17 protein-coding genes are annotated in these 24,710 nt (G+C 34.9%); 15 read left to right on the top strand and 2 right to left on the bottom strand.

Annotated features, from left to right (window positions below; all coding sequences use genetic code 11):
* Nucleotides 1-93 precede the first annotated feature (93 nt).
* From B0A68_RS20895 to B0A68_RS20825, 15 genes are all read left to right on the top strand, one after another.
* Nucleotides 94-1,374 (top strand): acetyl-CoA C-acetyltransferase, encoded by a 1,281-nt coding sequence (locus B0A68_RS20895; RefSeq protein WP_035680407.1) that lies wholly within the window; start codon nt 94-96, stop codon nt 1,372-1,374.
* A 174-nt stretch (nt 1,375-1,548) separates the two neighbouring features.
* Nucleotides 1,549-1,899, top strand: coding sequence for a hypothetical protein (locus B0A68_RS20890; protein ID WP_035680412.1), 351 nt, complete (start codon nt 1,549-1,551; stop codon nt 1,897-1,899).
* Nucleotides 1,900-2,168: 269 nt separating this feature from the next.
* Nucleotides 2,169-2,864 (top strand): ABC transporter ATP-binding protein, encoded by a 696-nt coding sequence (locus B0A68_RS20885; RefSeq protein WP_035680414.1) that lies wholly within the window; start codon nt 2,169-2,171, stop codon nt 2,862-2,864.
* 30 nt (nt 2,865-2,894) lie between these two features.
* On the top strand, nt 2,895-5,195 hold the full coding sequence (locus B0A68_RS20880) for a TonB-dependent siderophore receptor (RefSeq protein ID WP_035680418.1): 2,301 nt from the start codon (nt 2,895-2,897) through the stop codon (nt 5,193-5,195).
* 5 nt (nt 5,196-5,200) lie between these two features.
* Nucleotides 5,201-6,652: an ABC transporter permease gene (locus B0A68_RS20875; protein ID WP_051892423.1), complete on the top strand. Its 1,452-nt coding sequence runs from the start codon at nt 5,201-5,203 to the stop codon at nt 6,650-6,652.
* Nucleotide 6,653: 1 nt separating this feature from the next.
* Nucleotides 6,654-8,000: a DUF3526 domain-containing protein gene (locus B0A68_RS20870; protein WP_035680421.1), complete on the top strand. Its 1,347-nt coding sequence runs from the start codon at nt 6,654-6,656 to the stop codon at nt 7,998-8,000.
* A gap of 373 nt (nt 8,001-8,373) precedes the next feature.
* Nucleotides 8,374-8,973: an RNA polymerase sigma-70 factor gene (locus B0A68_RS20865; protein WP_035680424.1), complete on the top strand. Its 600-nt coding sequence runs from the start codon at nt 8,374-8,376 to the stop codon at nt 8,971-8,973.
* Between the two features lie 67 nt (nt 8,974-9,040).
* The gene (locus B0A68_RS20860; RefSeq protein WP_035680429.1) at nt 9,041-10,147 is read left to right on the top strand and encodes a FecR family protein; all 1,107 of its coding nucleotides are present in this window, start codon (nt 9,041-9,043) and stop codon (nt 10,145-10,147) included.
* A gap of 7 nt (nt 10,148-10,154) precedes the next feature.
* Nucleotides 10,155-13,523 (top strand): SusC/RagA family TonB-linked outer membrane protein, encoded by a 3,369-nt coding sequence (locus B0A68_RS20855; RefSeq protein ID WP_035680430.1) that lies wholly within the window; start codon nt 10,155-10,157, stop codon nt 13,521-13,523.
* A 4-nt stretch (nt 13,524-13,527) separates the two neighbouring features.
* Complete coding sequence (locus tag B0A68_RS20850) at nt 13,528-14,985, top strand: RagB/SusD family nutrient uptake outer membrane protein (RefSeq protein ID WP_240475219.1); 1,458 nt, start codon at nt 13,528-13,530, stop codon at nt 14,983-14,985.
* Complete coding sequence (locus B0A68_RS20845) at nt 14,972-16,438, top strand: hypothetical protein (RefSeq protein WP_123947535.1); 1,467 nt, start codon at nt 14,972-14,974, stop codon at nt 16,436-16,438. The genes B0A68_RS20850 and B0A68_RS20845 overlap by 14 nt, the downstream gene beginning before the upstream one ends.
* 221 nt (nt 16,439-16,659) lie before the next feature.
* Complete coding sequence (locus tag B0A68_RS20840; RefSeq protein ID WP_035687658.1) at nt 16,660-17,802, top strand: cytochrome-c peroxidase; 1,143 nt, start codon at nt 16,660-16,662, stop codon at nt 17,800-17,802.
* A 191-nt stretch (nt 17,803-17,993) separates the two neighbouring features.
* A complete protein-coding gene (locus B0A68_RS20835; protein WP_035680435.1) occupies nt 17,994-18,410 on the top strand; it encodes a hypothetical protein in 417 nt (138 codons plus the stop codon).
* Nucleotides 18,411-18,629: 219 nt separating this feature from the next.
* Nucleotides 18,630-19,280, top strand: coding sequence for a VOC family protein (locus B0A68_RS20830; RefSeq protein WP_035680439.1), 651 nt, complete (start codon nt 18,630-18,632; stop codon nt 19,278-19,280).
* 150 nt (nt 19,281-19,430) lie between these two features.
* A complete protein-coding gene (locus B0A68_RS20825) occupies nt 19,431-21,026 on the top strand; it encodes a hypothetical protein (RefSeq protein WP_035680441.1) in 1,596 nt (531 codons plus the stop codon).
* A 31-nt stretch (nt 21,027-21,057) separates the two neighbouring features.
* On the opposite strand, the gene B0A68_RS20820 is transcribed toward B0A68_RS20825, so the two are convergent.
* On the bottom strand, nt 21,058-23,055 hold the full coding sequence (locus tag B0A68_RS20820; RefSeq protein WP_035680444.1) for a heavy metal translocating P-type ATPase: 1,998 nt from the start codon (nt 23,053-23,055) through the stop codon (nt 21,058-21,060).
* Nucleotides 23,056-23,440: 385 nt separating this feature from the next.
* Nucleotides 23,441-24,709 (bottom strand): efflux RND transporter periplasmic adaptor subunit, encoded by a 1,269-nt coding sequence (locus B0A68_RS20815; protein WP_084679103.1) that lies wholly within the window; start codon nt 24,707-24,709, stop codon nt 23,441-23,443.
* Nucleotide 24,710 lies beyond the last annotated feature (1 nt).

Raw genomic sequence — 24,710 nt, 5'->3', positions numbered from 1 at the left:
ACAGCATAATAATATAAAACAACTGTTAAATTATAAATAAGTCTACTTATCTTTAGGATCGAAAAATAAACCATCAACTATAAAAATCCCTATATGAATACCACAACTACAATAAGAAAAGTAGCTATTGTCGGCTATAACAGAATTCCTTTTGCAAGAGCAAATACCGCTTACGCCGATGTCGGAAACCAACAAATGATGACTGCAGCGCTTAATGGTCTTGTTGACAAATACAATTTAAAAGGAAAACTTTTGGGCGAAGTTGCCGGAGGAGCCGTAATTAAACATACTTATGATAACAATCTGATTAGAGAATGTGTAATGAAAACCGCTCTTGATCCTGCAACTCCGGCTTGTGACTTACAACAAGCCTGTGATACCGGAATTGAAAGTGCTGTTTATATTGCAAATAAAATTGCTTTGGGACAAATAGAATCAGGAATTGCCGGAGGTGTAGATTCTATCAGCGATATGCCGATTGCGGTAAGCGAGAACCTTAGAAAAATATTATTAGGCGCCCGAAAAGCAAAGTCTTTTGGCGAAAAATTAAAGTTTTTTCTAAAAATCAGACCAAAAGATCTTTCTCCTCTGGTTCCCCGCAACGAAGAACCTCAAACCGGACTTTCGATGGGCGGACATACAGAAATCACCGCAAAATATTATAAAATACCCAGAGAAGAGCAAGATCAATTGGCTTTAAAAAGTCATTTGAATATGGCAAAAGCCTACGATGAAGGTTTTTTTGATGATATGATTACGCCTTTTAACGGACTTGAAAAAGACAATAACCTTAGAAAAGACAGCACAATAGAAAAACTAGCAAGTCTTAAGCCTGCCTTTGATAAAACAAACGGAACACTGACAGCTGGAAACTCTACTCCACTTACAGACGGTGCTTCCTGCATACTTCTTGCGAGCGAAGAATGGGCAAAAGAGCAAGGACTTCCGATTTTGGCTTACATTACTTTTGCTGAAATTGCAGCTGTTGAATATGTCAAAAATCAGCAGAATTTATTATTAGCGCCTGTATTTGCAGCTTCGCGAATGCTGGATAAAGCAGGACTTACTCTTCAGGATTTTGATTATTACGAAATTCACGAAGCTTTTGCAGCACAAGTTCTTACCACTTTAAAAATTTGGGAAAGTCCTGAACTCAGCAGTGCAATCGGATTAAAGAAACCTTTGGGAGCAATTGACCGCGAGAAACTTAATGTAAAAGGAAGCAGTCTTGCCGCAGCACATCCTTTTGCCGCAACCGGGGGCAGAATTATTGGAGTTATGGCAAAACTATTGAACGAAAAAGGTTCTGGAAGAGGTTTTGTATCGATCTGCGCAGCAGGCGGACAAGGAGTTACAATGATTATTGAAAAATAAGATAAAATTAAGCTTTGTCGGAGTCTTAAACTTTGACAAAGCTTTTTATTTCACTAAAAATCAAAACCAAATTATTTAAATAAAACAATTATAATTTGGGAGTAATAAATTTAGAATCTATCTTTGCAACACTGTTGCGTTTTTTACTAAAAAAAGCCAAAAGTTGTTTGTAGAATGAAGAAGAAAATTATTTTTATCAATTTCCTGATGTCTTTAATGGTATTGTCCGCAATGCTGTTTCAGACCATTCACTCCTACGAACATGTTATCAAACAGTTTACAGAAAAACCCTGTGAACATCATACAAGTGCGAATCAAAAAGAGATAACACACAGTCACTCTGTGGATACAAAATGTCATATTTGCCATTTTTCTTTCAGCACGTTTATTCTAAACCCATTTCAGACTTTATTTTTTCAAAAAAATACATTTGAAACCGTTACTGTATTTGAATATACCAAATCAGTTTCTACTTTCTTTAGAGGAAGTCTTTTTGCTTTAAGAGCACCTCCTGCCCTGTTTTAATTTACATTTTTTATTTTCGAGACTTAAAAAACCGTCTGCCCTTCTAACAAAATCGGCAGATATAACGCTGTTTTGTGCTTTGTTTGATTTTGTAAATCTTACCAAGATCTATACTAGCCTTATTATTTTAATCTTAGAATAAAAATTGTGCGCCGCTATGCATGCGACACATCCCACATTTTAATTAATTATATAAATCTCGCTTATAGCTTAATACTATATGCTGAAATTTATATTCACTGAAGTCAATTCAACCAAATCAATATCATATGCTAACTGCTGAAAATCTGACCAAAAAATATGGTGGTCACACTGCTTTAAACGCTTTAAATTTAACTATTAAAGAAGGAGAGATTTTTGCCCTTTTGGGCCAGAATGGTGCAGGCAAAACCACTACGATTAATCTTTTTTTAGGCTTTATAGAACCGACAGACGGTGTTCTAAAAATAAATGATATTCCGGTACTGCTAAACGCATCGACTACAAAACAATATGTTGCCTACATTCCAGAAACCGTGATGTTGTATCCCAATCTTACTGGTTTAGAAAACCTAAAGTTCTTCTCTTCTCTGGCAGGTTTTAAATATTCGCTTGGCGAACTAACTTATTTTTTAAACAAAGCAGGCCTGCAGGCTGCAGCGCACGATCAAAATCTTGGAGGTTATTCTAAAGGAATGCGACAGAAAGTAGGTATTGCGATTGCGATTGCAAAAAAAGCCAAAGTGCTTTTGCTGGATGAACCTACAAGTGGTTTAGATCCAAAGGCTTCAAATGAATTTTCTCAGATCTTAAAAGAGCTTTCTGCAGATGGAACGGCAATTTTAATGGCCACACACGATATTTTTAGAGCTAGAGAAGTGGCAACTCATATCGGAATAATGAAACAAGGTAATCTGGTTACAGTTATTGAGGCTTCTAAAATTTCTGCAAACGAACTCGAAGATCTGTATTTACAAACTGTCTAAAAGGAAACTTTGATTTCCATTCACATAAAAATGAAACATCTATTTATCTTACTTCTTTTAGTAAGCAATTTTGCTTTGCTTCAGGCACAGACAAAAAACCAGAAGGTACGCGATAGTATTGTTAAAGATTCTATTGAACTTGAAGCTAAGCGAAATGAATTGCAGACTGTAGAAATCGTAGGGCGTTCCTCAAAAAAATACAACAGCGATTATTCGTTTTCGGCAACAAAAATTGCAGCGCTAAATAAAGATATTCCGCAATCTATTTCTACGATTACCAAAGAGCTAATTGCCGACAAAGGAGCTATTTATCTTGCCGATGCTGTAAAAATGTCGAGTGGTGTAATTCCGGCTAGTTATTACAATCAATACACTATTCGGGGGATCAGCCAAAATGAAGAAGGCCAGATTATCAACGGAATGCGAACACGCCAGTATTATTTCCTGCAGCCGTTGACAAGCAATATCGAGCGTGTCGAAGTCATTAAAGGACCTTCGAGCGCTACATTTTCGTCTGTAGATCCAGGCGGAAGTATTAATATGGTGACTAAAAAACCATTAGCAGTCGAGCGAAAAGAAATAAGTCTTACTGTTGGAAGTTTTAGCACTTTACGCGGAACGCTTGATTTTACCGGACCTTTGAATGAATCCAAAACACTTTTATACCGCGTAAACGGCGCTTATCAGGAAGCAAAATCCTTTCGTGATCTGGTAAACAATAAATCTTTTTTGATCTCTCCTTCTTTCAGTTATATTCCGAATGAAAAAACGGCTTTCAATACCGAATTAATTTTGAGCGACATGACCGGAGTTCTGGATCGCGGACAGCCTATTTTTGGAGCCGTCGCTGGTGTTACCAATCTAAACAAAACACCTATAAGTCTTAATCTCGGCGCTTCTGGAGATTATTTTAAATCTAAAGAAATGATTTTGATGACCAATTTTGCTCATAAATTCACTTCAAAAATAGGTTTTAACGCTTCTTATATGAAGCAGACTTGGACAGAAGACCTTCAGGAACACAGAACTACAAACGGATTTGCTGTTGATATGAACAATCAGCCGGTGACAAGCCTTGCCATGATGCAGTTTGTGCAACGCCAGCAGTATTGGGATATAGACAACTTAAGCGCTTATTTTAATTTTGATTTTAAAACCGGAGGGCTTAATCATAAACTGCTAACGGGTTATGATCTGAGCAGCTGGAATAAAAACAAAGGCGGCGGACAAAATGCTGCAAGAGGTTTTTTGCTGAATAACGGAACTGTTGCAAGTTCTTTTGTACCCGCAAATGCTGCCAACTATCAAACAGTTACCATTGATGGTGTGGTACTGCCAAAACCAAATGTAGAATTTTTTAATTTGAACAATCCGTCGTACGCGATGCGAAATTCTGAAGATTATGTTTTGAATGTTCGTACCGCACTTCCGTCGGCACTTACCACGACAAATGCTATTTATATTCAGGATCAGATTCAGTGGGAAAAATTTACTTTTTTATTGGGTTTAAGAAACGAATGGTTTGAGGATATTACCAATTATAAAACCAACAACGAGCTGACGGTTAAGAAATCGGCACTGCTGCCAAGAATTGGAGTTACATACGCAGTTAACCAATCGATTAACGTTTATACGACTTATCTGGAAGGATATCAACCGCAATCTAATACCACCACTTTAATGCCTCAGACAGGAAGTCTGCCCGCCGGAAGTTTGTTTGAACCTCTTGAAAGCGACTTAAAAGAAATTGGAGTAAAAGCCACATTCTTTGATAACACATTCAGTTTTAATGCTGCTGTTTACGAAATCAGGCAGCGCAATATTTTGATGAAAGCAAATGATCCTGTAAATCCGGATTTATTGGTTACAAGAGGTGGTGAAAGAAGCCGTGGTTTCGAATGTGATTTGGCCGGATATATTACCAAAGACTGGCAGATCAACGCCTCTTACAGTTATATTGATGCCGAAATTACCAAAGATGCAGATGTTTCTTTAATTGGCCAGAGAAAGCAAAATACGCCAAAGAACAGCGCCAATTTATGGACACGATACAACTTTGCTGGAGATTCTGCTTTGAAAGATTTAGGAATCGGTTTCGGAATGCAGTATCAAAGCAGTAAAGTGCCTTGGTTTACAAGAGATTTCACACTTCCTGACTTCACAATTTTTGATGCTGCTTTATATTACAAACCCAACAACAGCAACATTCAGATAGCGGCAAACGCAGGAAATCTGTTCAACAAGACTTATTGGCTCGGCGCTCAGAATTATTTGAGATTGTTTCCCGGAAGTCCGCGAAACGTAAGCCTGACCGTAACTTATAAATTTTAATTGGTATGAAATTATTACACGCCGAAATTTTAATAGCCAGACATTTTAGAAACTCTGTTTTTAAAAATAGCGCCATTTTTATTATTACTCTATTTATTGGCATTTTACTGCTGTATGCTGCGTTTTCGGGTTGGGAAAATTATTCGAACCAAAATGAAACCAGCGAAAAATACCAGCATCAATCTCGGGAAGACTGGTTAAAAAATCCGGATAAAAACCCGCATAGAATGGCACATTATGGGAATTTTGCTTTTAGAAAAAGTACTTCCCTAAGTGTTTTCGAATTCGGAATGGAGCCTTTCTTCGGGAATGCTATCTTTCTTGAAGCTCATAAACAAAATACAGCCAATTTTTCTGAAGCTGGATTTTCTAACAGCATGCTGCGTTTTGGAGAAATCAGTATAGCAATGGTTTTGCAGGTACTGCTTCCTTTGCTGATCTTTTTCTTAGGTTTTAATTCTATCGCTTATGAACGCGAAAATGGAACTTTAAAAATTCTTTTAACACAAGGAATCAACTGGAAACAGCTTTTAACGGGGAAAATTTTAGGAGTTGCAAGTGTGATCATGCTGCTCTTTTTACCAACAATTTTGATCTTAGTTTTGATTTGGTTAGTACTTCAAAACTTTACCATTACGACAGATGAAACAATAAAATTGCTTTTGTTTATTGGGTTCCATTTTGTTTACCTGATCTTTTTCTGCATCATCGCAGTTTTGGTTTCTGCCGTAAGCACCACGTCAAAAAAAGCTTTAATTTCCCTTATCGGAATTTGGCTTGTATTTACGATCATTCTGCCAAGAACTACACAAGCAGTTGGAGCTTATATCTTTGAAGCGCCTTCAAAAATAAAATTCAGCAGTGATATCGAAAAAGATATTCTAAAACAGGGCGACAGCCATAACCCAAACGATCCGCATTACAAAGCCATAAAAGATTCTTTGCTGCGGGTTTACAAAGTCGATTCGGTCCAGAAACTTCCTTTCAATTATTCGGGATTTATTATGACCGAAGGCGAAAAAATAAGTTCCAGAATTTACAATGAACATTTAGAACAACTCTTGCAGATTTATGAGCAACAAAACAGTTTTTCTAAAACCGTTTCTTTCTTAAATCCTTATATCGCAATGAAAAACCTGTCGATGGGATTGTCTAATACAGATTACGATTCGTACATCGATTTTCAAAAACAAGCAGAAGCTTATCGTTACACTATGGCGCAGAAAATGAATGCACTGCAGATAAAATACATCAGTAATAAAAAGCCCGTTGCAAAAGATAAACCTCTTACTATTAATAAGGACCATTGGGCAGATGTTGAAGAATTTCATTATGAGCCAAAAGGAATCTGGGAGGTTTTAAAAAGCGAAATCATCTCGATTATTTCTATTATTCTTTGGATCACTTTACTGCTTATTCTAATCAGAACTGCTTCAAAAAAACTTAAAGCCATCTAATATGTTAGTACTACTATTTAAAAATTTCTTACGATCAAAGGGTACCAAAATTGGATTACTTTTTTTACTATTAATTGGTTTTATAAGTCTTTTAATCGGACATCAATTTCAGGAAAAACAATACAATACTATAACTGAAGCTTCGGTTTATCAAAAAGAACATATTGCCAGAAATGCTGTTTATCATAAAGATGATATTGGACTTTTACTCTATTACATCAAATTTTCACTAGTCAATAAAACCCTTCCGATTAACAGTCTTGCAATTGGACAGCGCGACGTAAATCCATCGATTCAGAGTGTTACGATTCGCGGTTTAGAAGCTCAGAAATATGATGCTGAACTCAATAATCCGAATAATTTACTATCGGGAAATATCGATTTTAGTTTTGTTTTGATTTATCTTTTTCCGCTGTTAATCGTGGCATTTTCATACAATGTTATTTCAGAAGAAAAAGAAAGCGGCACCTGGAAAATCGTGGCAACGCAGAGTCAGAATACATTTGCTTTTATATTAAAACTGTTTTACGTCAGGATTCTGAGTTTAGCGGCGCTTTTTACCATTATTCTTGTTGCTGCAGTTTTGTTCTTAAACATTCCGATTGATGTCTCGCTCCTAACCTTTTTTGTACTTGGTATTTTGTATATTTTATTTTGGTTTGCAGTTTGTTTCTTTATTGTTTCATTACAAAAGCATTCAAACTATAATGCCGTGATCTTATTAACGATCTGGCTTTTTTTAATTGTCATTCTTCCGGCAGCAATCAATACTTATATTGTCAATAAATACAAAGTTCCTGAAGCGCTAGAACTTACGCTGACACAGCGAAATGCGTATCACGAAAAATGGGATATGGATAAAATGACAACATTGAACAAATTCTACGAACATTATCCTCAATTTAAACATTACCCGCTCCCCGAAAAAGAATTCAGCTGGCTTTGGTATTATGCGATGCAGCAAATGGGAGATGACGAATCGGCTGGACAATCGCGCGAATTGGAAGCAAAATTACAGCAGCGTAATCTTGCCAGCCAGCAAATCGCACAATTTATTCCGACGCTCCATACGCAGTTACAATTGAATGAAATTGCTCATGCCGATCTGGGAAATCAGCTTTTATTTTTGAAAGAAACAGCAAAATTCCACGAAAAAATGAGATTGCATTTTTATCCTAAAATATTTGACGAAGCTCTGGTAGAAAAAGAAAACTGGTCAAAATATAAAGTCGAAACTTTTAATGATTCTACAAAAACAAGCTTTGCAAAAGCGTTTTTACCACTGGTTCTTTTCATTTTAATTTTGATTGGTTTTGGATGGAGAAATTTTAAACGCGGCGTTATTTAACCGCAAAGAACGCAAAGGTTACGCTAAGTTCGCCAAAATGATAAAGATAACCAATGTTTTCAACCATTGGAAGACCATAAAACCCGACATTTTCCAAGGTTGAAACCTTGGGAAATGTTTAAAAAAGGTCCGCAAAGTTTTTCCATAAAGCTTTGCGGACTTTGCGTTTTTTAAATCTAGAATCTAAAAAATTCTTAGCGCACTTTGCGGTTAAATAAACCTATTCTGAATAATTTTTCCTGAAACATTCAATAATTTTATTTTATTTAGAATTAATATAAATAAACTTTTATATTTGCCGTTTTCCAAGCAAATTCAAGTACGCACTCATAGAAATAAATACTTATATTGCTTTCCTAAGTAATCCTGTTCAATGAATATAAATAGTAGTTTAGAATCCACACATTTTGAATCTTTCAAAGAAGGAAACGAAACTGCCTTTACTTATTTTTATGACAAATACTTTCGCAGGATTCAATCTTTCAGCGTTCAGTTTATTTACGATCCCGAAGAAGCAGAAAATCTGGCGCAGGAAGCTTTTCTGCATTTATGGCAGAACAGAGAAAGTGTAGAATCTATCAACGGGATTCAGTCTTTCTTGTATACGTATGCTAAATCCAAATGTTTAAATCTTATTCGTCATAATAAAGTGAAGGATAAATTTAAGAACGACCTTTTAAATCAAAAAGAAAGAGAATTGGATATTGAAGTTTTAAATTCCATTCAATTTGATACTTTAGAATTGACCGAATTAGAACGCATAATTCAGGAATCCATAAACGATTTACCTCCCAAAACCAGAGAAGTTTTTATTAAAAAACGTTTTGAAAATAAAAAAAACGCAGAAATCGCCGAAGAAATGCAAGTTACTTTAAAAGCGGTTGAAGCCCATATGACAAAGGCTTTGAAGATTTTAAAAACCAAATTATCCGATTATTTGTTCTTTATTTTTATTCTTATTTGTAATAATTAAAAATAAAAGATAGGGTATTTTAAAACTTAGGTGTACTTACTAAAGCGAGAAGTTTAAAACCGCCTATATGACATCGGAAATAATAAATAAATATTTATCTAATGAAGCATCAGAACAAGAAGTTCAAGCACTTTTTGAATGGATTGAAGCTTCTGAGGATAATAAAAAACAATTTATAACCTTAAAGAAAGCCTGGACACTTACAGCGCTATCCGGAGAAATCGCTCGAGATTCAGCTGCTGTAATTGCCCTTAAGCCAAAAAATAAAGTAGTACAGTACTGCAAATATGCGGCGGTTGCAGCGATTGTTTTTGGGTTAGGAAAAACGGCTTTATATTTTACCAGCGACACAAAAGAAAACAAAGAAATTGTTTTGGATTTAGGCGATGGACGTGTAGAATATTTTACGCAAAAAAATCAATCGACATTGGTAAATGACAATGGCGAATTGATTGCTGAAAAATTTCCAAACCAAATTGTATACTTCGGGAAAGTTCTTGATAAAGACATTTTATATCACACACTTACAATTCCTTACGGAAAAACATTTAGACTTAAACTTTCTGATGGCACAGTTGTGAGTCTAAATTCCGGAACTACTTTTCGTTATCCGGAGCAGTTTGGCATTAACGGAAAAAGAAATGTTTTTTTAACCGGAGAAGCATTTTTTGAAGTTGCCAAAGATAAAGAACATCCTTTTATTGTACACGCCAATCAGGCTGCAATTGAAGTTCTCGGAACTAAGTTTAATGTAAGTGCTTATCCTGAAAACCCAACTGTTAATAGTACATTAATAGAAGGAAGTGTAAAAATGTATGAAGCAGAAAATGCATCAAATGTAGTTTTACTGGAGCCAAATCAAATGGCAACCTGGATTAATAATTCTAAGAAAATTGTAACAAAAACGGTCGAGCCTTCCTTCTATTCTGCCTGGACAAAAGGAGAACTTGCTTTTAAAGATACCCCATTCTCAACAATCGCTAAGATTATTCAGCGTACCTATGACGTTGAAATTATCAATGAAAATTCTGATTTGGCCAGACAGAACTTTACAGGTACAATTAATATTAGTGATTCTAGTGTCGAAAACATTTTAGAGCTTCTAAAACGTGATACGCCATTTAATTATTCCATTAAACAAAATACTATTACCATTACCAATATTCCAAACTAAATAAAACATGACATTAATGATACCCAAAAATTTAAGAAAAATTCTGTTTTTCTTAGCCCTTCTTATATCTGGTTTTAAAGGTTTTTCGCAAAATAAATTGATCACAATACATGTTAAAAACAAACCTATCAGCACCATTATAAAATCAATAGAAGAACAAAGTGATTTTAGAATTATTTACAATGCCAGAAAAATTGATGCCGAACAATCTGCAGATTTAGACATTAATAATGCAACTCTAGAAACTGTTTTAAAGCAATTATTAAAAGACACAAACATTTCCTATTACATTCAGAAAAAGCAGGTTTTATTAACTAGTAAAACACCTGATGCCTCTGAGACGGAATCTCAGGAAAAAGAACGATTTATAAGCGGAATTGTTTATGATGCTAAAAGTAAACTACCGCTTCCTGGTGCTTCTGTCCGCATAAAAGGAATAGGAAATGGAGGAATGGGCGCTATTACAGACTTTAACGGGAAATTTGTCTATCAATTAACTGGAAATGATATTCCGAATGTTACACTAGAAGTCGGATTTTTAGGAATGCAGACTCAGTCGCAAAAAGCAGGCAGCAAAAAACTGTTTTCTTTTTTCCTTGAAGAAGCAGCAGACGAATTAAATCCTGTAGTTATTACTTCATCGTACGGAACTACCAAATTAAAGGAAGAAATTGTTGGGAGTATTTCGACTTTACAAGCCAGAGATATTGCTGTAGAACAGGCTTCAGAAAGTATTGACAAAATGATTACGGGGCAGATTGCCGGAGTTTTGGTAGAAAATACTTCTGGAGTCGGCGGTCCAGTAAAAATCAACATTCGCGGTCAGGGAACACTTCCTTCTTTATCTGGTGCTCGTACAGGAACTTCTAGCCAGCCTCTTTTTATTGTTGATGGAATTATTATGAGTGAAGAATTTGGTATAGACAGTTCGTATTTTAATGGTAATGGAGATGCTTCTGAAAGTTTCGGGAATCCATTAATGAAAATTGCTCCAGAAAATATTGAGACAATATCAGTCTTAAAAGATGCGGCAGCTGTTGGTATATACGGTGCTGATGGAGCAAACGGTGTAATTTTAATTACTACCAAAAAAGGAAAAAAGGGAAAAACTCAATTTGGTTTTTCTAATCAGCTTGGGGTTTCTTCTGCTATCAATCAAATTAAATATCTTAATGGTGAACAATACACAGAACTGCGAAACGAATTTGTAAAAAACACTTCACCAGGATCGGCTCTAACTACTTATAACGGAGTAAATACAGATTGGTTTGGTCTTTTGAACAGATCAGGAATCTTCAATAAATATAATTTTAATGTTTCTGGTTCTACCACAAAAATTTCATACCGCACCAATATTAGTTATACTAAAATTGATGAGCCTCAGATGGGTAACACAACCAAACAATTAAATGCGGGAATAAATTTAGGTTACAGCTCTGATAAACTTGACATTGGATTAATGTTGAATCCTAGTTTTGTTCAAAAGGACGCACCAAATATCTTTTATTCTTTTGCTTATCTTCCTACCCTTTCTCCTTACAACGCAGACGGATCGTACTCCAACTTAGGTGTCAGCGGTATGATGAGAGGAAATCCTTTGGCAGCAATTGAACAAAATAAAAATGAAGCACAGACTTACGGTCTTTTAGGAAGTTTAAGTCTTTCGTATAAATTAAGTAAAGCGATCAAATTTTCTACTCTTTTCGGAATGGATTATACAGATAAAGAACAGGATCGTTATTTTTCTGCTGCAAATGAAAGTGGTCAGTTTGCAGGAACTTTTGTTTTAGATAATATCACATATCCAAGATGGGGACGCCGACTTTTGAATGAAAGAAATTCAACTAAATGGAACTGGCAGGGACAAGCTTTATTTGACAAACAGCTAACAGAAAATCATGCTGTTGACGGGGTTGTTGGTTTTGAACTTTCTGAGGATAAAACCGACTTTGAATATCAATCTGCAGTTGGTTTTGTGAATCCTGCTGTTATTAATCCAATTTCTAATGCAATCCGAGACGATAATCCAGCAACTCCAGATGTGGACGAAACCAAGAGCAATCAATCTGTTGGGACTGAAATCAGCTATAACTCTAGAGTTTCCTTATTTACTCAGGTAAACTATAATTATAAAAAACGTTATTATCTGCTGGCTAACTTCCGTCGCGATCAAAGTTCTGTTTTTGGAGATGATACTGATGTGGCTAATAACGGCGGTGCTGGTGCAAGCTGGATTATTAGTAACGAAAAAATCTTTAACAACAATTCTTGGATTAATCTATTAAAACTTAAAACAAGTTACGGTACAACAGGAAACTCTAGAATTGGTTCTTACCGCTCAAAAGGTTTGTACAATTATCAGCAGAATAGTTATAATGGCGGAACAGGTGCTGTTGTTGGTGCTGCTCCAAACGGACGATTAAGCTGGGAAAAGAACACAAAATTTAATGCCGGAATCGATTTTAATATTTTTAACCGCATAGAATTTTCTCTTGAATATTACCGTGATGAAAAAACTGATTTGATCACTACGAGAAATATTCCAACAGAAACAGGTTACAGCTCTATGCAGTTGAATGCAGCAAGTATGTATAATCAAGGATTGGAACTTCAGACTACAATTAAATGGTTTAAAGGCGATAATTTTAAATGGACTACTTCATTTAATATTTCTACTGTAGATAGCAAAGTAACCGATTTAAAAGGTTTAGGAAGTGATTTTTCTGTTGGTGAATTAGCTTTGGCTCAAAAAATCGGCTATAGCACTACAACTGTTTGGGGAATCCACTGGGTAGGTGTTGATCCAGCTACTGGAAGAGATTTGGTTACTAAAAATGGTCAGGTTTATGATCTTGCAACTTACAAAACTTTGTTTACACAAGCTGATTGGGAACCAATTGGAGATACTCAGGCAAAAGCATATGGAGGTTTCTACAACAGCTTTACTTTTTACAATAACCTAAGCTTAACTTTTAGAGGTGATTTTCAATTAGGCGGTGATTTCTTTGCCTCTGATGCGATTATCGATAAATACTCCAACAGTTCAAACCGAAATCTTTCTGTAAATGCTGATCATCACTGGAGAAATCCTGGAGATGTTGTGCCTTACGCTGCCGTAACAACTGTACCCGTTACAGCAAATTTAAGTAAGTATGTTTACGATGCTACTTATGTACGATTAAGCAACGTTAACCTCAGTTACAATGTTCCGATCAAAAATATTTTTCTAGATGCACTTTCTGTTTTTGCAGATGCAACCAATGTATTGTATTGGTATAAAGAAAAAAGCCCGAAGGGAATGAACGGAATTAGAGAATTTAGTTATACTTATCCACAGGCAAGAACTATTTCGCTTGGTGTAAATGCAAAATTTTAAGACGATGAAATATTTAAAATACATAACAGCAGCATTCCTGATTTTTTCATTGCAAAGCTGCAGTGATTTTCTAGAACAGGAACCCGGAACTCAAACCTCGATAGATGAGTTATTACAAAATAAAGCGGGTGTTTTAACCGCTATGAAAGGACTTTATGGTGCAGTTGAAGAAAACGTAAGAGGCGAACGTTTTGCCGTTTACTCTGATTTGCAAGGCGGTAATATCAAATTTACGCCAACTTCATCTGGAAGCAGCATCGGACAGATCACACCAGCACTTAATGTTAGAGAAGTATATTCTTTTGAGGATACAGAAGAGACCAGTAATTTTGAATCCGTTTACACTGGTCATTACAGTATTATTAATCAGGCTAACTTAATTTTAGAATATACTCCAAAATTAACCGATGCAACTGATGCCGAAAAAAATCAGATAAAGGCAGAAGCTTTAGCGATTAGAGCCTATTCTCATTTTCTTTTGTCTCAGATTTATTGTCAAGATTACAGTTACACATCAGATGCTTCTCATTTAGGAATTGTATATAGCACAGAATCTATAAAAGCGGGGTTAAAATACCCTAAAAGAGAAACTTTAGCCACTACTTATTCTCTAATTATTAATGACTTAAAAACAGCAATTGATAATTATTCGGATACGTCTGCAATGACTGGTCCTGTTTATTCTTATTTCAATAAAAATAATACAAAAGCTTTATTGGCTAGAGTTTATTTATATAAAAAAGATTGGGCAAATGCTTATGAAACTGCTAATGATGTGATCACAAATTCAGGAGTACAACTGGTAAGTTCTTCAAATTTAGTAGCGCAATGGGTGCAGCCTGATCTTCCTGTTTCCGAGGCTTTATTAGAATTTACAATTCCAAGAGATGCTGAAAGTGCAGCAAAAGTTACTATGGCAAGCTATTTTGGTTTCAATGCAAATACATATGCAAGATATGTGGCCTCAAACGACTTGGTAAATCTTTATGAAGCTGATGATCTAAGAAAACAATTATTTCTTACCGTTAATATTCAAACTCTTGTAAATGGTTTATTAACGCCCGCTCCCTATAATTTTACACGAAAATTTCAGGATAACGCCGGATATGTTGCTTTTAGACTAAGTGAAATGTATCTAATTCGTGCCGAAGCTGCATTAGAAAACGGTCAGCCCAATCTTGGAATGTCAGATATTAATATCATTCGTGCTCGTGCCAACGCTTCTCTACTAACAAATACATTAAATCTAAAAGAAAATATACTTCTAGAAAGAAGAAAAGAACTTTGCTTTGAAGGACATTTATTCTTCGACTTAAGACGCAATCATTTGGGAATTACAAGAAATGACGGCTGTATTTCTACCAATTGCAGTATCGCATATCCTTCTCCAAAATTCGTGTTACCAATACCATTATACAATATTAATCTTAATGAAAACTTACAGCAAAATGAATCCTATTAAGATACTCCGCATATTTGCAATAGCATTGTTATTGACTTCTTGTTCAAAAGACGATTATAAATTAGGTTCTGAAATTGAACCGCATTTAAGATTTAACTTTCTGGTAACCAGCGCTAATATTCCGTTAGAATATCCTGCTGTAAGCTCGATGTTAATTCCTAAAGATACTTATGCAAACAGCTCGGTAAAAACATTAAAAGTACCTGTGGCGTTATCAACTCGTTCGTTAAAAAGCGCAGTAACGGCCAATTTCAGTGCCGTTTCTTCAACTGGCGATAATGAAAGTTTTACAGTTAATCCTGTCAATCAATTGGTTTTTGAAGGAAGTAAATTGACCGATACTATTTTTGTTTCTTTTGACAAAAGATGGGCAGCAAATCAAAGCATTACTTTAAAACTGGAAACTGTTTCTGATCCTGAAATTCATATCGGAAATTTAAATACAACATATCCAAATGATACTTTCAAAATTGATTTGACTGCCATTACAACTAATTATACTTTTCCGGTAAATCAACTTGTTATTAAAGGTGAAGTTGGTGAAACAGTTGATTTTAAAGTAAATTTCCCGAACGGATTTTTCCCTTCTGAAATAGAAAATACTTCGATTTTTAAATTTCAAAATGGTTTTGAATATTCCTTAACACATGATGACTTTGGAGATAATAGAAGTTCTATTACCTATCATTTAACGCTTCTGGAAGATATACAAAATGATGATGCCCGTTACGAATCAAAAATTACTTTGGTAAATATTCCAAACTATAATGCAACGGGAAGCATTAATCTTACTATCGTAAAACCAATAAAATCTCCGAGAGATGTTCAGTCCTATCCTGCATCAAAATTTACAGATCCTACCAATGCATTTTACTTAACGTACGGCGAACATTGGTTTAACAACAACGGAAACTGTACCTGGCAGACTTTTAATGCTTTAACCTTTCCGGTTGTAGTAACAAAAGACAACGAAAATGCCATATTGTACAGTGACAAAGGAACCCCAAACCCTAATGATGATGTGTATCATGATGCTTTCAAAATCGGTTTTAATGTGGCGAGCGGGACTAATACAGTCAATTCTTTTGGTTTAAAAAGATGGTTTTCTAACGAAAGTAACGCAGCAGCGATTTCTCCCGGATTCAATATCACTTCGGCTTTAGAATTTTTCCCTGCAAACGGTAACAGCAAAACACAAGGAACAGTTCTCGTAATTCCGCAGGATATAACTATTGGATCCAGTGCTTCAAATACGCATGTTATTGCCATTTCTGGCGATGGAACGTATAAAGAAATCAGCGCAGGTTTATATGAAATTTCATTTGAACTAAAACTAACAAACGACAAACTGTTTGGAGGAACAGTTTCGACACAATACAGAATGTACAACAATAGAGTTTATCCAAAGCCAGCTGCTTTAAGCATTCCGTGCCCAAAAGAAGTTACGCTTTAACTTGAAATTGATAATGGATAATTAAAAATTGATAATTGCGAATTGTTAATTATCAATTGTCAATTAAATCAAAAAAGAGATCCTATCGAGCTTTGTCAAAGTTTAAAACTTTGACAAAGCTTTTGGAGTAAAAAATAATGTTAAGTTTCAAGTTTCAGTTTCGCGTTTATGGCAACTTGAAACCTGAAACCTGAAACTTGAAACAAATCAAAAAAAAAGAATTGAAAAAACTAATCTTCCCTCTCCTATTTCTGCTGAGTCTAACGGCTTACAAGAGCATTGAAGAACCAGAATATATCGACATTCAGGAATTACGAAAACTCTATTCGAGCGGCGATGTTTCTAAATGGCCTGCGGCAGAATTGCATGAAAGTATCGACAAATCTAAATTTCAGGATATTGGAGTACTTCCTGCTGTACCATATCCAGCTTATAATCCGTACTCTAAGGAAAAAGAAAGTTTGGGAAAAATACTCTTTTTTGACCCAAGGTTATCAGTGAGTGGACAGATCGCCTGTGCTTCCTGCCATAATCCGGAATTGGGATGGACAGATAATTTGACACGTTCTTTTGGACACGACCGCCAAACCGGAAAACGCAATTCGATGACGATTTTAAACTCCGCATATGCAACTTCTCTTTTTTGGGACGGACGCGCAAAAAGTCTTGAAGATCAGGCGCAGTTTCCTGTTGCAGATCCTTTAGAAATGAACGAGAAACTAACTATTGCTGTTGATAAAATTGCCAAAGTTAAAGGTTACAATACTTTATTTTCCTCGGCTTTTGGAGACAAAAAAGTTACTTTAGAAAGAATTCAATATGCCATTGCTACCTTCGAAAGATCAATTAACAGTCCGAAAAGCAAATTTGATCACTTTGTAAGCGGAAAATCAGACGTTTACACCGATTCGCAGGTAAAAGGACTTCATCTATTCCGAACCAAAGCACAATGCATCAATTGCCACAATACGCCTTATTTCAGCGACAATCAGTTTCATAATGACGGACAGACTTTATTCGGAACAAAAAATGAAGATTTCGGACGTTACAATGTGACGAAAGAGGTAAAAGATATTGGTAAATTCAGAACGCCGACACTTCGAGAAGTTGCAAATACAAGACCGTGGATGCATCACGGACATTTTCCAAGTTTATTAGATGTGGTCGAATTGTACAATTTAGGAAACCCTTCTCCGGTTCAGAAAAAATATCTGGGAACTCCAAGAGATTCTTTAATTCCAAAAGTAGATCCAATGTTGAGAAAACTAAATCTGAACAAAGAAGAAATAAGTGATTTATTAGCGTTTATAGAAACTTTAAGCACGCCGACCAGAAGAATCATGGCGCCGGAAATGCCGAAATAATTACAAACGATTTGTATATTGCCCCAAAATTTTACAAATCCAAAAGTCCATTTCTTTTTTGAAATGGACTTTTTTTTATGCTTAAAAAATTAAAAAATGAATATTATTTTTTTATACATTTAACGCGAATATTACCTGATTATCAGTAAATGAAAGATCATTAAATAAAAATCTAATAACAGTAAAAATTTATGACAACCTTTAAAACCTGGAAGGAAAAACCAACAGAACTTGAAGTTCAAAATGTAGTAGAAGATTTTTTTGCTTATTTAAAAAAAGGCGAATTAGACAATGCAAAAAATAGTGTAGATCATCTTTATGATGATTGGGAAGAATCTATTCATGTAATCTGGCGCGATCACTATCTTATTCACGAAACTGCACAAGATGAATCTTTTGAAGGCAGAGAATGGATCAACAATTTAGAATGGACACAAAATTTAGGTATTCTGGATGATTTTATGTGGGGAGAAGAAAAAGGCAGTTCAAGATATCTTGATGTAAGCGTAACGTATATGGAGGAACCTTCAGGATTTGCGGCACAATTTTATCTGGTAAAAAATGACGATCATTATGTTGTAAAAAGAGGATTAATCGACATGGCTTAAAACAAGCCGTTTTTATAATCCAGAAGTTCATTTCATATTTTTGAAATGAACTTTTTTTATTGAATACCAAACCAAAATCTAATTTTAAATAACAGTTTAATATTAAATTACTATACCTTTATTGAAGCATAAAATAATACTTTAAACAGAAGCTTATCCTAATCTTTTAAATTTGTTTGTATCCCAAAAAAGCTTTTTTATTCACAAAAAAATATCCTTATGAAAATAGATCAGATTCAGCTTAAAACAAACGATATTGAGAAAGCAAAGGCGTTTTATCAAAATACATTAGGTCTTTTTATTCTCGAAGAGGATCAAAAATCAATCACGATTCAGGCTGGCAGCTCAATTTTAAAATTTGTCGAAGATTCTCAATTTAATTCCATTTACCATTTTGCTTTTAATATTCCTGAAAACCAGCTTGAAGAAGCAATTGAATGGTGCAAAAACAAAGTAGATTTAATTATAATTGAAGATAAAAATGTTATTACTGATTTTGAAAAATGGAATTCACATGCTATTTATTTCTACGATACAAACGGAAATTTATTGGAATTTATCGCCAGACATGATCTTAATAATGAACAGGTTGGTGAATTTAATTCTCAATCTATTTTAAATATAAGCGAAATCGGAATTGTTACTGAAAATCCTTTAGAATTAGGCAATCAATTAATTTCAGAACATGGGCTTCATTTCTTTTCGAAAAATAATAACAGCGAAACTTTTGCTGCACTTGGTGACGACGAAGGTTTATTGATCTTGGTACATCCAAACAGAAATTGGTATCCGACACAAATTCCATCACAAAGTAATACTACAGAAATAAGTTTAGAAAATAACGAAAATATAATTGAGTTGAAATTTTAAATACATCTTCATTTTTTGAACCATTTGAAGAAATAAAATATTAAAACTTAAAAATTTATTCTTTTATTTGATATATCTTTTGATCACAAAAAAGAATCAAACAATCTCTATTTCAGTGGAAATATGAATATCAAAAAAATCTTTAAACCGATGTTATTCTTAATTTTATTCACAACCAGTTTTGTAAAAGGACAAAATCAAGATAATACATTACAAAAAATTCTGGACCTTAATCTTATTGAACAAAAACAGGTAAAAGATTTTAAAGAAAATCAGGATCGTATAAAAACGAAAAATGCTACTTCCTACTTATATGGATTATTTCAATGTCAATATAAAAATATTACCGGAGGTTTCTTTTCTGAAATGGGGTCTCATGACATTTTTGATAACGAGAAACTAACCGAAGAAGAACAAAAAAAAGAAAATCAGGAACTTACTGAATATCTTATCAAACTGAAAAAATGTGACCTTGTTACTGAAAAACAATTTAATGAATTTCAAAAAAAGATAAATGCGAATTCTTATAGCTACAAACTTAAACTTCTGAGTGAAATTACATTTGAGGCAATGAAAGTTGACTATATGGCACCTGAAAAATTAAAAAGATTTGCTGATAAATTAAAAAACAACGGAATAGTAGAAACTCAATACAAAGAACTTATTGCTGCTATAGACAATGAAAAAATAAAGAATCCTATTGATCTTCTATCCTATTGCAGTAAATCCGTAATCATAGATAAAAAAAATTATTCAAAAGAGCCGGAAAACTATCTCGAGTTAATTCATAAAAAAACTGCCGAAATAATGCCGGAACTGGCTTTTTCTAATTTTGAATTTAAAATTGTGGAAGACAGCAAAATGTCTGATGAAGATACTAAATTTTATGATTTTATTGTTTCTATTCAATCAGGCGGAAAAAATTACAAACAAAACAGCTTCTATCGACTATATACGCCTTCTACAGGAAAATATTCTGCTGGCGGAATAGACTCTCAGCAATATTATAAAATATTCAATAAAATCCTTACCGACCTGCACTCTCCTTACAGACTTCATGAAATTGAAGTTTATAGTGATAATGATAATCTGGATGAAAAGGTTTTTGGAATAATGGCATTAACCAAAGAACAGGAAAAAGCCCTCCAGGAATCTGAATCTTATTTCAGGCCAAGTTATGAAGATTTTAAAAATAAGCCGACTACTGCACAAATTGAAAAAGTAATCGAAGAATACCAGAAAATTGGTTTGTTTGCCCATCTGTCTCCACTGCAGATTAATGAGGCAAAAGAAAAAGTTGCGGAACAGGAAAACAGGGATTATAATGAAGTGCTTTCTGCTTTTCCGAACATGATTTATTGGTACGATACAGAACTTGGAAACCTTGAAGATCCTTATGCAGAATTGCTTAAAGAATTTTCTGTTATTTCGAAAAATGAATTTAATCCAACACAAATTATTAACAAATTTGATATTGAAAAAAGTAAAAAAACGACTTTAAAATTCAAGCTCGGAACTAAATCCTATTCTAAAGTTTTTAAAATCAATAATGACTGGATCGACGTTGATTTTTTTGATTTTGTAAAATCAATTGTCAAAGAAAATAAACTCAAAGGTCAGTTTTACGAATTGTACACAGGCGGTCAGGATGCACAAGTTGTCTATTTTACAAAAGAACAATACGATTATATTAGAGCAAATAAACTTTTGATTTTCTGGGATGATAAATTGATTGAAGAAGACTAATACTCTTCTTCAATCGCTTAATTTACTGATTTTAAAACCTCATCTTCTGAATTCTAACGGCATTTAGAATCGCTAACAGCGCCACACCGACATCTGCAAAAACAGCTTCCCACATTGTGGCAAGTCCGCCTGCACCAAGAATCAATACAAATGCTTTTACGACAAAGGCTAAAGTAATATTCTGCCAGACAATTTTTTTAGTTTGTTTTCCGATATTGATTGCCATTGCAATTTTACTAGGTTTATCATCCTGAATTACAATATCTGCGGTTTCGATTGCGACGTCGCTTCCTAAACCTCCCATCGCGATTCCAACAGTACTGAGCGCAATAACAGGCGCATCGTTTACACCATCGCCCACAAAAGCCGCAGTTTCATTTTTGGCTAAAATCTCGTTTATTTTATTGACTTTATCTTCCGGAAGCAAATCTCCAAAGGCATTTGTGATTCTGAGCTGGTCTGCCACAAATTGAACTACATTGGTTTTATCACCGCTCAGCATAGTTAATTTTACACCTAATGATTTTAGTTTAGAAACCGTCTCTTTTGCATCTTCTTTAATTTCATCTGCAATTGTCAGATAGCCTGCAAATTTTCCGTCGTAAGCAATCGCAATTGTGGTGTAAACTATTGAAGTCGGATCAATATCGTATTTAATATTAAATTTTTCCAGAAGTTTAAAATTCCCTGCATGAAGTTCTTTTTCGTTGAAAGAAGCTCTTAATCCATGTCCGGAAATTTCTTCAATATCACTCAATTCAATAGAAGAATCGATTTGTCCAACATGGTTATGAATGGCTGTTGCAACTGGGTGTGTACTTCTGCTTTCTAAAGCATTTACCAATTTGAGGATTTCCTCTTTATCAAATTCTGGTTTTATAATGACTTCCTGAACTTTAAAAACACCTTCGGTCATGGTTCCGGTTTTGTCTACCACAACATTCTGAATGGTCGAAATACTATCGAGAAAATTACTGCCTTTAAAGAGAATTCCGTTTTTACTCGCAGCACCGATTCCGCCAAAATAACCCAGCGGAATACTGATAACTAATGCACACGGACAAGAAATTACCAGAAAAACCAAAGCACGATACAACCAATCGCTAAAAACATAATTAGTAACAAAAAGCATTGGCAATAAACAAATTGCAATTGCGAGATAAACTACAATTGGTGTATAGATTTTAGCAAATTTCCTGATGAACAATTCTGCAGGCGCCTTTTTAGTCGTGGCATTCTGAACCATTTCTAAAATTTTAGAAAGTTTACTGTCATTATAAGCTGCGGTTACTTTTACCAGAGCAACTGTATTTCCGTTAATCATTCCGGCCAAAACAGTTTCTCCTTTTACCTTTGTATCCGGTTTGCTTTCGCCCGTAAGAGCAGCTGTATTAAAAGAAGCATTATCTGATAGCAATTCACCATCTAACCCTAGTTTTTCTCCTGCTTTAAGCTGAATCACGGATCCAATTTTAACATCAGAGGCTTTGATTTTTACAGCAATAGTATCTTCTAAAATATTGACCTCATCAGGACGCTGATCAAGCAGACTTTTAATATTCGATTTTGCTCTGCTTACTGCCAGACCCTGAAAGTTTTCTCCAATAGTATAAAACAACATTACGGCAACTCCCTCAGGATATTCACCAATTGCAAAGGCTCCGATTGTAGCAATGCACATGAGCAGAAATTCTGAGAAAAAATCGCCTTTTACAATACTTTCATAAGCTTCTCTTAAAACAGGAAGTCCAACTGGCAGATAAGCAATTATATACCACGGAATTCTAATATACTCTGAAAACCAATTTTTAGCATAATAATTATCAAAAACTATCGCGATAAGCAGTAATACAAAGGATATTATGGCTGGTAAAAATATTTTGAACAAACTGCCATCTGCATTGTTTTCGTGATCGTGTCCGTGATCATGCCCGTCATTATCAGAGTGCGCGGGTTCGTCATGCGAACAGCAGCATGCTGATTTGGGTTTGATTTTTGTATTTTTTATTTCTTTATCTTGGTGTATCATTTTAGAATTTCAGGGTTTAAAGTTTCAAGTCTTAGGCACTAGAAACTTTGTTTAAAATAATGTCCTAAATTTACGGCTTTTGTGGCAAAGTTTAATGCCGCAAAGGCACTAAGTCGCTAAGTTTTTTCAAAGTTATGCTTAAGAATATTGTTTGTAATTCTTGAGGAACGAAGAATAACACAAGTAATTCTGTAAACATAATCGCAAATCTTTTAGTCCATACCATTTGAAACATAGCCCACGGTTTTAACCGTGGGAAACGAATCGTGGATATATTGTGTCCCAATGGTTGAAACCATTGGCTATGTCACAATCTTTACCAGCGACAAACCTCAGTCCCTTAGCAGCTCAGTCCCGAAGCTTCGGGATAGAACCTTTTAAAAAATCAATGTTCATGTTCTCCCCCGCCTTTCATGGCAGAGACTAAATAAAAAGCTCCTTTTGTAACTATTCTTGCATCTGCAGCAATTTTATCTACAAATTTAATTTCTGTAAAACCTAAATCTGTAGTTCCCGGAATAATTTCTATCGCTTTAAAATGAACTTCTTTTTCATGATTTCCTTCATTTTTGCCCGATACATCAGCATGTTTTTCTTGTCCTTCTTCCTGCACAAATACAAAATATTTATCGGCATTTCTTACTACCGCATCTTTTGGCAAAGCCGGAACTGTAGTATTTACGATATTGATATTTGCAGAAACATACATTCCGGGAATAAGCCCTTTGGCATCGGCCGGATCAATTTTGGCATGAACTGCAACAGTTTTACTTTCGTTAGAAAAAGATTTATTGATTCCAAAAATCTTTCCTTTAATCGATTTATTAGACTGATTTGTCAATACAAAATCAATTACCTGACCAACTGAAATTGAACCTAAATCTTTCTCATAAACATTCAAATCCAAATGCATCTGACTGTTATCTACAACTTCAAAAAGCGAAATTCCTGTATTGGCAAAAGCGCCTTTAGCTATATTAATTTTGCCTACAAAACCACTTATCGGCGACACAACCGGAACCAAAGAGGTACTTCCTTTTGTACTGACATGCAGCGCTTCAAGCTTATTTTTTGCAGCCTGCATACGCGCTCTTTCGGCGGCTAACCTGGCTTTTACTTCCTGAAACGTTTTCCTCGGATTTACATTTTCGTCGCTCAGCGTTTTCTGACGGTTGTATTCTAACTGCAAGTACTCTACATTGGCTGCAGCCGAATGATAATCTTCCTGCATTTCTATCACTTCCAGATTCTGAATGGTTGCTAAAACTTTTCCTTTATTAACAAATGTTCCTTCCAAAACATAAATATCCTTTACCGTTCCGCCAATTAAAGTCGAAACTTCTGCAGAATTTTGAGGCGGAACTGTAGTGTAGCCGTTTGCTTTGATGATTTTATTTAGATTTCTATCTTCTACAAATCCTGTTTCAATTCCAACGGTTTTGTATTGCGATTCGGTTAATGCAACTTCCGTACTTGATTTTTCTTCTTCGTGGCTTTCCTCTGCTTTCTTTTCATTACATGCGACTAAGATAACCGCAAGGCACGCAAGGACAAAGTGCAAGGCACGCAAGGAAATTAAACTTTGCTTCCCTTGCGTAGCCTTTGCGCTCTTTGTGGTTAAATCTGCGGTTAAACTTTTAAATATATTTTTCATC

This window comes from Flavobacterium reichenbachii (assembly GCF_002217435.1).
GTDB classification, from domain to species: domain Bacteria; phylum Bacteroidota; class Bacteroidia; order Flavobacteriales; family Flavobacteriaceae; genus Flavobacterium; species Flavobacterium reichenbachii.
Note: the sequence above shows the minus strand (reverse complement) of the source record. Positions and strands in the feature narration are given on the sequence as shown.